We start from the raw sequence: 13,587 nt of genomic DNA, 5'->3' as shown, positions 1-13,587 counted from the left end.
CTCCTCGTCCCCGTTCCCGCCGAGGGTCGCCGTCGGTACACTCGGTGCTGCCGCGGGAGTGGTGGAATTGGCAGACACGCAGGATTTAGGTTCCTGTGCTTTCGAGCGTGAGGGTTCAAGTCCCTTCTCCCGCACGAAGAGCGCCGTAACGACGTGCCCCCTCCCGCCAGGGTTCACGTCCCTTCTCCCGCACAGATGACGACTTCGACGTGCTCCCTCCCGCCAGGGTTCACGTCCCTCCACCCGCACGGGTACCCTGAGCGAGACCGGCAGGCCGGCCACCACGACCGGAGAACACCCGATGCTGCCCCTCGTCTCCATCCCCTGGTTGAACCCCGAGTACCTGCTCACGTCCTTCGGACCGTGGGCCGTGCTCGGCGTCTGCCTGCTCGTCTTCGCCGAGACGGGCCTGCTGATCGGCTTCCTGTTCCCGGGTGACACGCTGTTGATCATCACGGGCATCCTCGCCGCGACGAACCCCGGCGCCCTCGGCCTGCCGATCTGGCTGATCGCGATCTTCATCAGCATCGCCGCGTTCGCCGGCGGCGAGCTCGGCTACCTCATCGGCCACAAGGTCGGCCCCCGCATCTTCGAACGGAAGGAGAGCGGGCTGTTCAGCGTCGCGAACGTCAACCGCACGAACGCCTTCTTCGAGCGGTTCGGCCCGATGGCCGTCATCATCGCCCGGTTCGTCCCGGTGATCCGCACCTTCGCTCCGATCATGGCCGGAGTCGGCCACATGAGCTACCGGCGGTACTCGCTGTTCAACGCCGTCGGCGCCGTCGTCTGGGGCATGGGCATCACGTTGGCGGGCTTCGGCATCGGGCACATCCCGCCCGTCGCGGACTTCGTCAGCTCGTACATCGACCTCATCCTGCTCGGGGCCGTGCTGGCGACGGTGATCCCCATCGCGATCCACTACTTCCACGGGGTGCACCAGGCCAAGAAGGCCGAGGCCTCGGGCGAGGTCGAGACGCCGCATGTCTCGTCCGCGCCCCACGACGCCTGACCACCCCGGGCACCAGGCGCCCGCCGGCCGAGGGCCCCGAGGAGGCGCGCGCGGCTCAGTCCGCGAGCGCGGCCACCCGGGGCGCGATCGCCCGGAACGCCCGGGAGCGATGGCTGACGGCGTTCTTCTCGTCCGCGGTGAGCTCGGCCGCGCTGCGGCTCTCGCCCGCGGGGCGGAACACGGGGTCGTAACCGTGCCCGTTCGAGCCGACCCGCGCCTCCAGAACCTCGCCGTGCCATTCGCCGTACTCGACGTGCTCGATCCACGCGCTCGCCTCGGGCGGCCCGTCGGGCCCCTCGGCACCGACGGGCGGCGGCACGACGAGGGCGGCGGCGCACGAGAACCACGCCGAGCGGTCGTCGGCCCCGTCGAGCTCGGCCAGCAGCTTGTCGATGTTGTCGTCCGCGTCGCGGGTGCCGGCGTAGCGCGCCGAGTGGATGCCGGGAGCCCCGCCGAGGGCCGCCGCCGAGATCCCGCTGTCGTCGGCGAGGGCGGGCAGCCCGGTGTGACGTGCTGCCGCACGCGCCTTGATCAGGGCGTTGGCCGCGAACGACTCACCGTCCTCGACCGGCTCGGGGCCGTCGTAGGCGACCAGCTCGACGCCCGGCGCCGTCTCGGCGAGCAGCTGTCGGAGCTCGGCCACCTTGCCCTGGTTGTGCGTGGCGATGACGACGCGGGTCATCGGCCGAGGGCCTCGCGCTGGAAGCGGCTCAGGTCGACGGCGCCGGCGACGGCGAGGTCGAGCAACGAGTCGAGCTCGCGACGGTCGAACGGCGCGCCCTCGGCCGTGCCCTGCACCTCGACGAACGATCCGCTGCCCGTGACGACGACGTTCATGTCGGTCTCGGCCCGGACGTCCTCGACGTAGGCGAGGTCGAGCATCGGCTCGCCGTCGATGATGCCCACCGAGACGGCGGAGACGCTGTCGGTCAGGGGCGTGGCCTTCTGCCCGACGAACTTCTTCTCGCGCCCCCACTCGATCGCCTGGGCGAGGGCGACGTAGGCACCCGTGATCGCGGCGGTGCGGGTGCCGCCGTCCGCCTGCAGGACGTCGCAGTCGAGGACGATCGTGTTCTCTCCGAGGGCCTTGGTGTCGACCACGGCGCGGAGGCTGCGGCCGATCAGGCGCGAGATCTCGTGCGTGCGACCGCCGATCTTGCCCTTGACGCTCTCGCGGTCGTTGCGCGAGTTGGTGGCCCGGGGCAGCATCGCGTACTCGGCCGTGACCCAGCCCTTGCCCTTGCCGGTCAGCCAGCGGGGCACGCCGTTCGTGAAGGACGCCGTGCAGAGCACCTTCGTGCCGCCGAAGGTGATGAGGGCGCTGCCCTCGGCGTGGGCGCTCCACCCGGTCTCGATCGTGACGGGGCGCAGGTCGGTCGTGCTGCGCCCGTCGGCGCGGACGGTCGTGCTCGTGGTGTCGGTCATGGTGCCTTCTCTCGGCTGGGGATGGACGGTGGCGGGCGGGGTCGTCGACCCCGCGGGCGCAGGAGGCGCGGGTCAGGTCCGGTCGACGGGGCGGCGGCCCGGGGGCAACTCGATCGCCCCCGTCTCGAGGTGCCCGACGCGCGAGACCTCGGGACCCAGGAACCGGCGGGCCAGGCGCAGGAACGACTTCTCGTCGGGCCCGGTCGCCTCGAACTCGTGGTGCGGCTCGCCCCGGTCGGTGCGCTCGAGCCCGTGTTGGACGAGGGTGCGGTAGACGTCGGCTGCCGTCTCTTCCGCGCTGGACACGAGACGGACGTCGGGGCCCACGACGTACTGGACGGCGGCCGACATGAGGGGGTAGTGGGTGCAGCCCAGGACGAGGGTGTCGATGCCGGCGTCGCGCAGCGGGGCGAGGTACCCCTCGGCGACGGCCCGCAGCTCGGGGCTCGACGTGTCGCCCGCCTCGACGAACTCGACGAAGCGGGGACAGGCCTGCGTGATCAGCTCGAGACCCGCGGCCGCCGCGAACGCGTCCTCGTAGGCGCGCGAGTTGATCGTGCCCTCGGTGCCGATGACGCCGATGCGGCCGTTGCGCGTCTGCTGCACCGCCGCGCGCACGGCGGGCTGGATCACCTCGACGACGGGGATGCCCGCGCCGATCGTGTACCGCTCCCGGGCGTCGCGCAGCACTGCGGACGAGGCGGTGTTGCAGGCGATGACCAGCAACTTGACGCCCTGGGCGACGAGGTCGTCCATCACGGCGAGGGCGTAGCCGCGCACCTGGGCGATCGGCTTCGGCCCGTACGGCGAATGGGCCGTGTCGCCGACGTAGCGGATCGACTCGTGGGGCAGCTGGTCGATGATCGCCCTCGACACGGTCAGCCCGCCGACGCCGCTGTCGAAGACTCCGATGGGTGCGTCCGTCACGACCACGAAGCCTACCCGGCGCGAGCCGCGACCCCCTCGACGACCGGGCGAGCCTAGGCTGGTGGGGTGACCAGCGCGCTGTTGACCGACCGGTACGAGCTCACCATGGTGGAGGCCGCCCTCAAGGCGGGCACGGCCCACCGCGACAGCGTGTTCGAGGTGTTCGCGCGACGCCTGCCCGAGGGGCGGCGCTACGGCATCGTCGCGGGCACCGGTCGGTTCCTCGAGCTGCTCGCCGACTTCCGGTTCGGCGACGACGAGGTGGCCTGGCTGCGCGAGGCGGGGGTCGTGGACGCGACGACCGCCGACTGGCTGGCCGACTACCGGTTCTCGGGCGACATCTGGGGTTACGCCGAGGGCGAGGTCTACCTGCCGGGATCGCCGCTGCTGGTCATCCAGTCGACGTTCGCCGAGGCCGTGCTGCTCGAGACCCTGGCGCTGAGCGTCTTCAACTACGACTCGGCCGTGGCCAGCGCGGCGGCGCGCATGGTCTCGGCCGCCGACGGTCGCCCGCTCGCCGAGATGGGCTCACGGCGGACGGGCGAACGCAGCGCCGTGGCCGCGGCCCGGGCCGCCTACATCGCGGGCTTCGGTGCCACGAGCAACCTCGAGGCCGGCCGGTCATGGGGCGTCCCGACGATGGGCACCGCCGCCCACGCGTTCACCCTGTTGCACGACACCGAGGAGGACGCCTTCCGCGCCCAGGTCGACACCTTGGGGCCGGGTACCACCCTGCTCGTCGACACCTACGACATCCCCGAAGCCGTGGCCACGGCCGTCCGGGTCGCCGGGCCTTCGCTCGGGGCGGTGCGCATCGACAGCGGCGACCTGCCGTCGCTGGTGGGGCAGGTCCGCACTCAGCTCGACGAGCTCGGCGCGACGGCGGCGAAGATCACCGTCACGAACGACCTGGACGAGTACACGATCGCCGCCCTGCGCGCGGCCCCGGTCGACTCGTTCGGCGTCGGCACCTCGGTCGTCTCGGGATCGGGCCACCCGGCCGCCGGCATGGTCTTCAAACTGGTCGCCCGTCGCGGCGACGACGGCGACTGGGTCTCCGTGGCGAAGAAGTCGGCCGACAAGGCCTCCGTGGGCGGACGGAAGTCCCCCGTGCGCGTCATCGTGGACGGGGTCGCCACCCGCGAGCTCATCCGCATCGGGTCGTCGGAGACGGCGGCCGGGGAGCGTTCGCTGCACGTCCCGCTCGTCACGGCCGGCGAGATCGATGCCCGGCACACCGGGCCGGAAGGTGTCGCCCGCGCGCGCCTCCACCGGGCCGCGGCCGTGGCCGAGCTACCCGACCAGGCACTACGGCTGGGTCGTGGCGAGCCTGTCGTGCCGACCGTCTACGCCTGATCAGGCGCCGACGTCACTCGGACGTCATCTTCTCGTAGATCTCCCTGCAGGTCGGGCACACCGGGAACTTCTCGGGGTCGCGACCGGGCGTCCATTTCTTGCCACAGAGCGCCTTGACGGGCTTGCCGCTCAGCGCGGACTCCATGATCTTGTCCTTCTTCACGTAGTGCGAGAAGCGCTCGTGGTCGCCCGGGTCGATCGCCTCGTCGTTCAGGAGCTTCTCGAGCTCGCGGTCCATGACGTCGAGGCCGCCGCCCGTCTGCGTGTCAGTCATGCAGACATCGTACGTCGACCTCGGCTCAGCTGCGGAGGGCGAACGCCAGCAGCTCGGGAGCCCGGCGCGAGAAGACCCGGGCACCCAGGGCGACACCCGCGACCAGCACGACGAGTCCGATGCCGACGCCGAGGACCAGCGCCCACGTGCCGCCCGCGGGGTAGCCCGTGATGAGCCCGCGACCGGCGAACCAGAGGGCGGGTGCGGTGGCGAGGACGGCTCCCCCGATCATGACGGTCTGGGCCCAGGCCGCGGTCGCGCCGTTCGACTGCGGCTGCTGGAACGGGTCGTCGTGCGGTCGGACCGTGGCGTACGGCAGGAGGGCCGACACCAGGCTCGAGAGACCGAGGCCGCTGAGGAGGAAGCCGGCGCTGACCCCCAGCTCGGACGGCAGGGCCTGCCAGTCGCCGAACAACCAGGTGGCGACGACCGAGCCGAGCACCACGAGCGGGACGCCGATCAGCAGAGGAGGCGCGAGTCGCCCCACCCGGTCCGCCAGACCCCGCGTGTCGGACGCCACGTGCATCCAGAGAGCCGTGCTGTCGTAGGCGACGTCGTTGTGTGGCAGGAACCCCAGGATCAGGCACATGATCGGCACCGGGACGAGGGCCAGCCAGTTCCAGCTGACACCCGCGATGCCGAGGGGGACGACGAGCAGCGGGAGGAACGGGATGATGACGAGCGACATGCGGTAGCGGGCGTCGCGCATCCAGTAGGTGAGGCTGCGGCCCGCGACGGCTCCGGTCGGCGAGGCCCTGACGTACTCGAACCACCCGAGTCCGTCGCCGTCGTCGACTTCCTCGGGCTCGGGTCGGTCGACGAACGCGCGCGCGACGAGTGCCCGCCAGGCGAGCCAGAGCGCCACGAGCGTGACGGCGGCGATGGCGACGTCGGCCACGACGCGACCGGTCTGACCTGCGGCGACGTGACCGGGGAGCGCCAGCGCGGCTCCGAAGGGAGTCCAGGCGAGGGCGTCCGCGACGACGCCGGTGCCCGAACGGCCGGGCAGCGAGAGACGGACGAGGTCGACGACCACGGGCACGGCGAGCAGCACGACGAGCACGGCACCGACGAGTGCGAGTTCGCGACCGCGTCGGGAGGTCAGGACGACGCTGTTCAGCGTGGAGGCCACGAGGGCCAGCAACAGCGCGGTGACGCCGGCGACGAGTGCCCCCACGACCGCGACGGCGGCGACGCCGGTGCCCTCGCCCCAGGCCCGGACGTATCCGGTCGAGAGGACGAGCAGGGCCAGCGTGGGGAGTCCGACCGCGGCACCGAGCGCGAGTCCGATCGCCGCCCGCCCCTCGGGCACGCCGAGGACGGCGAGGCGGCGGGGGTCGCTCCAGGCAGGACGGACGGTCGCGAAGGGGACGACGGCGAATCCGACCAGCAAGAGGGCTCCCCCGCCGACCGCGAGGGCGCGCACGTCGTCGAGGGGCGCATCACGCAGGCCGCTCACGAGGCTCGCGACCGCGATGGTCGCGATCAACACGGCCAGCACGGACGCGACGGCGACGGTCAGTCGGCGGGGCCCGAAGCGGACCGTGTTGCCGATCGTCTGGAGCCTCAGTCGGAGAAGTTCTGCAACCATTCCATGCCCTCCGTGACCGCGCGCCCGCCGGCGAGCTCGACGAACCGCTGCTCGAGGGAGCGTCCGGCCCGCACCTCGTCGACCGTGCCGCTGGCGAGCACGTGGCCGTCGACGATCACCGCGACGCTGTCGCAGATGCGCTCGACGAGGTCCATGCTGTGGCTCGAGAGCAGCACCGTCCCGCCCCCGGCCACGTAGCGCTGCAGGACGTCCGTCACGGTCGCGGCCGAGACGGGGTCGACCGATTCGAAGGGCTCGTCGAGGACGAGGACCCGGGGCGAGTGGATGATCGCGGCGGCCAGGGCGATCTTCTTCGTCATGCCCACGGAGTAGTCGCTGACGAGACGACCGAGCGCGTCGTGGAGCCCGAACGCGGTGGCGAGGTCGGAGGAGCGCTTGCGCGCCGTCACGCCGTCGAGCCCCCGCAGGGTCGCGGAGTAGTAGAGGAGCTGGGCACCCGTCAGCCGGTCGAAGAGCCGCAGGCGGTCGGGGAGGACGCCGAGGCTCCGCTTCGCTGCGGCCGGGTCGCGCCAGACGTCGGCCCCGAGGACGGTCACGGTGCCGGCGTCGGGACGCAGGAGACCGGTCACGATCGACAGGGTCGTCGTCTTGCCGGCCCCGTTCGGACCGACGATGCCGTAGAACGACCCGGCCCGCACCTCGAGGTCGACGTTCTCGACGGCGACCGTGCCGCCGTAGCGCTTCATGAGCCCCGAGATCGACAGCACGACGGGCGCCTCGACGTCGACCTGACGGGTCGGTCGGACGTCGCCCTCGCTGTCGAGGGCCTCGGCGGCCTCGACGTCGTCGGCCTCGGTCTCGGCCTCGGGGACCTCGACGGTGGCCTCGTCGGCCGGGGCGGTCGCGCCGGCGGTCGTCGGTGCGTCGGCGGCGAGCGCGTCGTCCGGGGCGACCGCCGATTCCTCCTCGGCCGTCAGGGCGTCGCCGAAGTAGTCGTCGGCCGAGACGGGGACGACGACCGTACCGTCCGTCGTGGCACCCGCGTCGGCGAGTTCGGCGACGACCTCTTCTTCCGCGGCCTTGGCCGCCGCCTCGGCCCGGGCGCGCGCGTTCGCGGCACGGGTCGCCGCTGCCTTCTTGGCCGCCGCCGACCGGTCGGCGGCGGTGCGCTGAGAGGGTTTGCGGGGCGACGCGGGCTTCCGGGGTGCCGGGGGCTTGCGCGCGGTCGACGACTTCGTCACCGGGACGCGGGGCGTCGCGGCCTCCGTCGACTCAGCCGTCCCCTCGGCCACGTCCCCCGCGGTCGTCGAGTCGTCGTCCACTGTGTTCTCCCCCTGGTCGGACGCGCCCACCGCTCCGACCGTGTCGTCACCCGGTGTCGAGTCGGGGGCGATGTCACCCACTTCGTCCTCGCGCCGTCCAGCCATCGCCCCACCGTACCAAGGCCGCGACGCCGACCGGTCGACGGGTGACTCATATCACGAAACGGACACGCTTCGGGCACGGTCCCTGGCCGCTCCTGGCCCCATCGGGTAGTCTGCAACAGCACGACGACGTGTCCAGATCGATGCTCCGCGGTGAACACCGCTCGAACACGAGGCGAATCGCACCCAGAGACGGGTCCGGTCCGCACCGCCGGGGCCACCGCAGAGCCCGTCCCGCATGGGCTCGCCCCTTGTGAGGAGACCAGCGTGAGCAAGAACGACACGAACCACCGCCAGCAGATCGTCATCCTGGCCGCCGGGCTCGGCAGCCGCCTCGGCCGCTCGTTGCCCAAGGCACTGACCGAGCTCAACGACGGCCGCACCATCATGCAGCAGCAGTTCGACAACATCCGGGCCGCCTTCGGGCCCGACGCACGGGTGACCGTCGTCGTGGGCTACAAGTTCGAGCACATCGTCGAGGCGTTCCCGTCGGCCTCGTTCGTCTACAACGAGATGTACGACCAGACCAACACGTCGAAGAGCCTGCTCCGCGCCCTGCGGGCCAGCGCCTCCGGTGGCGTCCTGTGGATGAACGGCGACGTCGTCTTCGACCCCACGGCCCTGACTCGCGCGGCCCGCCTGGTCCGCGACGACCAGTCGTTCGTCACCGTCAACACCTCGAAGGTGTCCGACGAAGAGGTCAAGTACACGACCGACGCCGAGGGCTACATCGCCGAGTTGTCGAAGCAGGTCAAGGGTGGTCTGGGCGAGGCCGTCGGCATCAACTTCGTGTCGAAGGCCGACAAGGCGACGCTCATGCACCAGCTCTCGAAGGTCGACAACCAGGACTACTTCGAGCGTGGCATCGAACTGGCCATCGGCCAGGACGGGCTACGCTTTGAGCCCGTGGACATCTCCGACCTCTACGCCGTCGAGGTCGACTTCGCCGAAGACCTCGAGCGCGCGAACCTGTTCGTCTGAACCGAGCCGTCTCCCGACGGCTGCGCGCCGGTGCCTGGTGTCCTGAACGAGAAGGACGTCCGTGAGCACTGACCTGGCCGAACGGCCCCGTCGTAGCGGCTTCGCGCGGTACCGACAGACGCTGTGGCTGCTGACGAGCCGCGACCTCAAGGTCCGGTACTCGACGTCGAAGCTCGGCTACTTCTGGTCGATCCTCGACCCGCTCGTCATGTCGGGCATCTACTTCTTCGTCTTCTCGGTCGTGTTCAAGCGGTCGGTCGGCGACGAGCCGTACATCGTCTTCCTGCTCTCGGGCCTCCTGCCCTGGATGTGGTTCAACGGGGCGGTGTCCGACAGCACCCGGGCGTTCATCCGCGAGGCGAAGCTCGTCCGGTCGACCAAGATCCCCCGGACGATCTGGGTGTTCCGGCTCGTCGGCTCGAAGGGAATCGAGTTCACCCTCAGCCTTCCCGTCCTGGCCTTGTTCGCCGTCGTGGGCGGCGCGCACCTGCAGTGGCAGGTGGTGTTCTTCCCCTTGGCCATGGTCCTGCAGACCGTGCTCGTCGCCGGGGTGGGGCTGATCGTCGCGCCGCTCGTCGTGTTCTTCCGCGACCTGGAGCGCGCCACGAAGCTCGCCCTCCGGTTCGCCTTCTACGCCTCGCCCATCATCTACGGCACCCAGGACCTCCCCGAGAGCCTCCACCTGCTGGCGGCGTTCAACCCGTTGAGCGGCATCTTCGGCCTCTACCGGTCGGCGTTCTTCCCGGAACAGTTCGACCTCACCGAGGTGCTGGTCGGCGGAGGCGTGTGCGTCGTGGTCCTGGCGGTCGGGCTGCTCGTCTTCCGAGCCAGCGAACGTGCCGTCCTGAAGGAGATCTGATGACCGTCGCCGGACCTCGCCCCGTGATCCGCGTCGACGGGGTCGGCATCCGCTTCCGCCGCAACCGACGTGGCCGACGGTCGTTCAAGGACCTCTTCGCCGACAGCGGCAGGCGGTCCCGGCCGGGCGAGTTCTGGGCCCTGCGCGACATCAGCTTCGAGGTGCAGCCGGGCGAGGCCATCGGCGTCGTGGGACGCAACGGCCAGGGCAAGTCGACGTTGCTGAAGCTGGTGGCCGAGGTGATCCTGCCCGACACCGGCACCGTCGAGGTGACGGGCGGCGTCGCGCCGCTCATCGAGATCACCGGTGGCTTCGTCGCCGACCTCACCGTCCGGGAGAACGTGTACCTGACCGCCGGCCTGCACGGCATGTCCCGCCCCGAGATCGACCGGCGCTTCGACGAGATCATCGAGTTCGCCGAGATCGGCGACTTCGTCGACACGCCCTACAAACACCTCTCGAGCGGAATGAAGGTCCGCATCGCGTTCGCCGTCATCTCGCGGCTCGAGGAGCCCGTCGTGCTGGTCGACGAGGTGCTCGCCGTGGGCGACAAGGCATTCCGTGAGAAGTGCTACGCCCGGATCGGCGAGATGCTCGCCGACGGTCGCACGCTCTTCCTCGTGTCGCACAACGAACGCGACCTCAAACGGTTCTGCCGACGGGGCCTCTACCTCGACAAGGGCGCCCTGGTGTTCGACGGCCCACTCGACGACGCCCTGGCCCGGTACGCCACCGATCACCCTCCCCGCCCCTCGGCGTAGGGTCGAGGAGTGCCCGAACGCAGTCAGCCCCACAGCCCCGACCACGACGCCTCGACGGCGGACGGACGACTCGTCGCCCGTGACGCCGGGAACTCGACCGAGTACCACTACCAGACGTCCGCGCCCGACAGGTCCGAGGACACCGCCTGGGTGCGCCGTCTCGACAAGCTGCTGGCCGTCCAACGTCCGGTGGTCGTCAAGCACGTCGCCACGCTGCGCCGTCGGCACAAGAAGGCGACGCCACAGAAGCTGATCACCATCCTCGAACGCGAGTACCTCGCCGCGGTGACGACCGGCGGGGCCGCCGTCGGGGCCAGCGCCGTGATCCCCGGTGTCGGCTGGGGCGTGTCGTTGGCCCTCTCGGGTGTCGAGACCGCGGGCTTCCTCGAGGCGAGCGCCCTCTTCGCGCAGTCCGTGACCGAGGTCCACGGCATCGCCGTCTCGGACCCCGACCGCGCCCGGGCCCTCGTCATGGCGATGCTGCTCGGCGGCCCGGGTGCCAGCCTCGTCCGACAGTTCGCGGGCGAGGCCATGGGGACGGCCCCGGCCAGGACCGCGTTCTGGGGTGAGCTCGTGACCTCGAAACTGCCCAAGGCGGCGATGAGTGGCCTGACCGACACGATCCGCAAGCAGTTCGTCCGACGGTTCGCCGCGTCGCAGGGGGCTTCGGTCCTCGGCAGGGCCCTTCCGTTCGGCATCGGTGCCGTCGTGGGAGGGACGGGCAACCACCTCCTCGGACGCAAGGTCGTCACGACGGCCCGCACGGCGTTCGGTGCGGCCCCTGCCGAATTCCCCCTCGACCTGTCGCTCTGACCGTTCCCCTCGCCAGGGCGACCCGGCGTCCGCGAGGCGGCCACGCGGGCCTCGCGCGAGGCGGCGATCCGGCCCCTGACGGGTCCTCCCCAGTCAGCCGTCGTCCACAAGAACGCGCGTCGACCCGCGTCGGTCGCTCCTAGGGTCGACGACATGACGACGTCGATCCTTGCCTACACCGTCCCTTCAGCCTCGACCGCTCCCGCGCACCCCGCGTCTACCGGCTGGTCAACGACTCCCCCGAGACCGTGACGGGCGTCAGGGTCACCCTCGTGGGCACCGGGCTCCTCGTCCCCGTCGCGACCACCCGACTCGACCCCGCCCAGTCCGTCGACCTCTGCGTGCTGGGCGTCGAACTGAGCCGGAGTGCGATCGCCGTCGTGCGATGGTTCCGGCCCGGCGGCGACGAGTACCTCTGGCGGTTCAGTTTCTGAGCCTGGTCGACGGAACCCTGGCCGACGAGCCCTTCCCGTGAGGTGGCGGGTCAGCTGCTGAGCCGAGCGCGTCTCTCGGCGACGTAGTCCGCAGCCGTGAAGGCCTCGAGGACGGGCGGCAGGTGATCGGCCCCGAGGTCGGTGACCAGCACGCCCGGGTCGACCCCGAGCACGACGGCGAGACGGACGATCGTGTGCAACACGGGGTTGCCGATGCCGCGCTCGATCTTTCCGTAGTTGGACACGTTCATGCCCGCCAGGTGCGCCACCTCGTCCTGGCTCAGCCCGAGGCGCAGACGCTCGTCACGGATGCGTTCTCCGAAGAGGCGGGCGGCGGCGGACGTCGGTTCAGGCATGCCTCATGGATACGCTGCTCAGCGTCTGACATCCAGAGTCCACGGCACCGAGACATGAAAGCCCTGGTGCCTCAGACCCCTCGCGTGCGGTGCCGGGGGTCAGAGGTCGGACGCCTCCGCGTCGCCGGCCTCCTGCTCGGCGTCGCCCGCCGAACCGGTCGAACGTGGGTCATCGGTCGACGGCCGGCGCGCCGCGTAGTCGTCACGCAGCTGCACGAGGCGCGCCACCGCGCTCTCGAACCGATGCGTGGCCGCTCCGGGCGACGTGTCACCGAAGTGACGACGGACCCAGTGCTCGAGGCGACCCCGCGCCTCCGGATCGTCGACGACCCGATCGACGAGGGCGACGATGTCGCCCGCACCGTCGGCCGTCAACCACTCGGCGTCACCGAGGTAGCCCGATTCGTCGACGTCGGCCTCGACGGCGACCGGACGGGTCACGACGAGGGGACGGCCCGTGGCCAGGCGGTCGTAGACCATCGCCGAGATGTCGGTCACGGCGACGTCGGCCGCAGCCAGTTGCCAGCCGAGCTCGGGCCCCACGTCGTGGACGTGGTGGGCGTCGGGATCACGCGCGTTCGCCTCGTCAAGGGCCCGGATGATCGCCTCGTGCGCCCGCCGGTACTCGGGGTCGAGCACGCCGCTCCGCGGATGCGCCCGGTAGACGACCCGGTGACGCCCCGAGGCCAGCAGGGCCCTGACGAGGGCGAGACCGTGCGTCGCGATCGACCCGTACGCGGCCGCGGGACGGTCACCCTCCCAGGTCGGGGCGTAGAGCACGACGAGGCGGTCGTCGTCGGGGTAGGGCACCTCGCCCGAGAAGTGGTCGGCCTGCGGGCGTCCGATGGGCACGGCGCGCTTCTCGAGGTCGTAGTCCCAGAGCTTGGCGGCGAGGCGGTCCTTGGCGGCGTCGCCCGCGACGAAGGCGTAGTCGTAGGCCTTGAACTGGTTCGTCGTCATGTACATCTTGTCGCTCTCGCCGTGGTTGACGAAGACGTGCCACATGCGGCCGTACCGCATCATCTGGAAGTTCTTGGCGTTCTGGTTGACGTACAGGGTCAGGGCCAGCGGCTGAGCGGCGACGAAGTCCTCGAGGTCGGCCACCTTGCGGGCGTAGACCAGCGGTACCGGGCTCTCGTCGAGCATGGTCACCATGGTGCCCGGCGAACGGACGACGATGGCGACGGGGAAGGTCTCGGCCAGGTGGGCGAGAGGCGCGTACCACTGGCGGATCTGGTACATGTTGACGGCCGTGTCGGCGAAGTACACGGCGACGCGCACGGTGCCCGGAGCCGGCGTCACCGCGACCCGCGGGTCGCGCTCCAGCCGACGTCGACTGCTGCGGGAACGGACGGCCCGGCGGGCGAGGCTCCAGGCGAGCCCCAGGTCTCGGGTCAGCGGCACATGCCCTCCTCG

15 protein-coding genes and 1 tRNA gene are annotated in these 13,587 nt (G+C 71.0%); 8 read left to right on the top strand and 8 right to left on the bottom strand.

Annotated features, from left to right (window positions below):
* The first annotated feature begins 52 nt into the window (after positions 1-52).
* Together QRN23_RS05020 and QRN23_RS05015 are read left to right on the top strand one after the other, a co-directional pair.
* Positions 53-134, top strand: a tRNA-Leu gene (locus QRN23_RS05020).
* Positions 135-301: 167 nt separating this feature from the next.
* A complete protein-coding gene (locus QRN23_RS05015; RefSeq protein ID WP_173152671.1) occupies positions 302-1,009 on the top strand; it encodes a DedA family protein in 708 nt (235 codons plus the stop codon).
* Between the two features lie 55 nt (positions 1,010-1,064).
* Here QRN23_RS05015 and QRN23_RS05010 read toward each other — a convergent pair whose 3' ends face one another.
* From QRN23_RS05010 to murI, 3 genes are all read right to left on the bottom strand, one after another.
* Positions 1,065-1,691, bottom strand: a complete 627-nt coding sequence (locus QRN23_RS05010) for a non-canonical purine NTP pyrophosphatase (protein WP_285062752.1) — start codon at positions 1,689-1,691, stop codon at positions 1,065-1,067.
* A complete protein-coding gene (gene rph, locus QRN23_RS05005; RefSeq protein ID WP_043595412.1) occupies positions 1,688-2,434 on the bottom strand; it encodes a ribonuclease PH in 747 nt (248 codons plus the stop codon). The genes QRN23_RS05010 and rph overlap by 4 nt, the downstream gene beginning before the upstream one ends.
* 72 nt (positions 2,435-2,506) lie before the next feature.
* Positions 2,507-3,361 carry a glutamate racemase gene (gene murI, locus QRN23_RS05000; protein ID WP_192122720.1) on the bottom strand — a complete coding sequence of 285 codons (855 nt, stop codon included), beginning with the start codon at positions 3,359-3,361 and terminating at the stop codon, positions 2,507-2,509.
* A 105-nt stretch (positions 3,362-3,466) separates the two neighbouring features.
* Here murI and QRN23_RS04995 point away from each other — a divergent pair, with 105 nt between their 5' ends.
* The gene (locus tag QRN23_RS04995; protein ID WP_502874810.1) at positions 3,467-4,717 is read left to right on the top strand and encodes a nicotinate phosphoribosyltransferase; all 1,251 of its coding nucleotides are present in this window, start codon (positions 3,467-3,469) and stop codon (positions 4,715-4,717) included.
* A gap of 13 nt (positions 4,718-4,730) precedes the next feature.
* Here QRN23_RS04995 and QRN23_RS04990 read toward each other — a convergent pair whose 3' ends face one another.
* Genes QRN23_RS04990 through QRN23_RS04980 form a run of 3 tightly spaced genes read right to left on the bottom strand, consistent with a single transcriptional unit; the run spans position 4,731 to position 7,970 of the window.
* On the bottom strand, positions 4,731-4,991 hold the full coding sequence (locus QRN23_RS04990; protein WP_056048588.1) for a DUF3039 domain-containing protein: 261 nt from the start codon (positions 4,989-4,991) through the stop codon (positions 4,731-4,733).
* Positions 4,992-5,016: 25 nt separating this feature from the next.
* Positions 5,017-6,582: an ABC transporter permease gene (locus QRN23_RS04985; RefSeq protein WP_192122722.1), complete on the bottom strand. Its 1,566-nt coding sequence runs from the start codon at positions 6,580-6,582 to the stop codon at positions 5,017-5,019.
* The gene (locus tag QRN23_RS04980) at positions 6,558-7,970 is read right to left on the bottom strand and encodes an ABC transporter ATP-binding protein (protein ID WP_285062750.1); all 1,413 of its coding nucleotides are present in this window, start codon (positions 7,968-7,970) and stop codon (positions 6,558-6,560) included. Before QRN23_RS04980 ends, QRN23_RS04985 begins: the two co-directional genes overlap by 25 nt.
* 264 nt (positions 7,971-8,234) lie before the next feature.
* Between QRN23_RS04980 and QRN23_RS04975 the strand changes: the two genes are divergently transcribed.
* From QRN23_RS04975 to QRN23_RS04955, 5 genes are all read left to right on the top strand, one after another.
* Positions 8,235-8,948, top strand: a complete 714-nt coding sequence (locus QRN23_RS04975; protein WP_159827048.1) for a phosphocholine cytidylyltransferase family protein — start codon at positions 8,235-8,237, stop codon at positions 8,946-8,948.
* 61 nt (positions 8,949-9,009) lie between these two features.
* On the top strand, positions 9,010-9,807 hold the full coding sequence (locus QRN23_RS04970) for an ABC transporter permease (protein WP_285062749.1): 798 nt from the start codon (positions 9,010-9,012) through the stop codon (positions 9,805-9,807).
* Positions 9,807-10,568, top strand: coding sequence for an ABC transporter ATP-binding protein (locus QRN23_RS04965; RefSeq protein WP_123571534.1), 762 nt, complete (start codon positions 9,807-9,809; stop codon positions 10,566-10,568). The genes QRN23_RS04970 and QRN23_RS04965 overlap by 1 nt, the downstream gene beginning before the upstream one ends.
* A gap of 9 nt (positions 10,569-10,577) precedes the next feature.
* The gene (locus tag QRN23_RS04960) at positions 10,578-11,381 is read left to right on the top strand and encodes a hypothetical protein (RefSeq protein WP_342211740.1); all 804 of its coding nucleotides are present in this window, start codon (positions 10,578-10,580) and stop codon (positions 11,379-11,381) included.
* A gap of 272 nt (positions 11,382-11,653) precedes the next feature.
* Positions 11,654-11,815 (top strand): hypothetical protein, encoded by a 162-nt coding sequence (locus QRN23_RS04955; protein ID WP_285062748.1) that lies wholly within the window; start codon positions 11,654-11,656, stop codon positions 11,813-11,815.
* Positions 11,816-11,865: 50 nt separating this feature from the next.
* On the opposite strand, the gene QRN23_RS04950 is transcribed toward QRN23_RS04955, so the two are convergent.
* Together QRN23_RS04950 and QRN23_RS04945 are read right to left on the bottom strand one after the other, a co-directional pair.
* On the bottom strand, positions 11,866-12,171 hold the full coding sequence (locus tag QRN23_RS04950) for a helix-turn-helix domain-containing protein (RefSeq protein WP_056048603.1): 306 nt from the start codon (positions 12,169-12,171) through the stop codon (positions 11,866-11,868).
* Positions 12,172-12,270: 99 nt separating this feature from the next.
* Positions 12,271-13,575, bottom strand: coding sequence for a CDP-glycerol glycerophosphotransferase family protein (locus tag QRN23_RS04945; protein WP_285062747.1), 1,305 nt, complete (start codon positions 13,573-13,575; stop codon positions 12,271-12,273).
* Positions 13,576-13,587 lie beyond the last annotated feature (12 nt).

The organism is Frigoribacterium sp. ME-P-080 (assembly GCF_030209595.1).
GTDB lineage: Bacteria > Actinomycetota > Actinomycetes > Actinomycetales > Microbacteriaceae > Frigoribacterium.
This window is presented reverse-complemented; position numbering and strand designations above follow the sequence as displayed.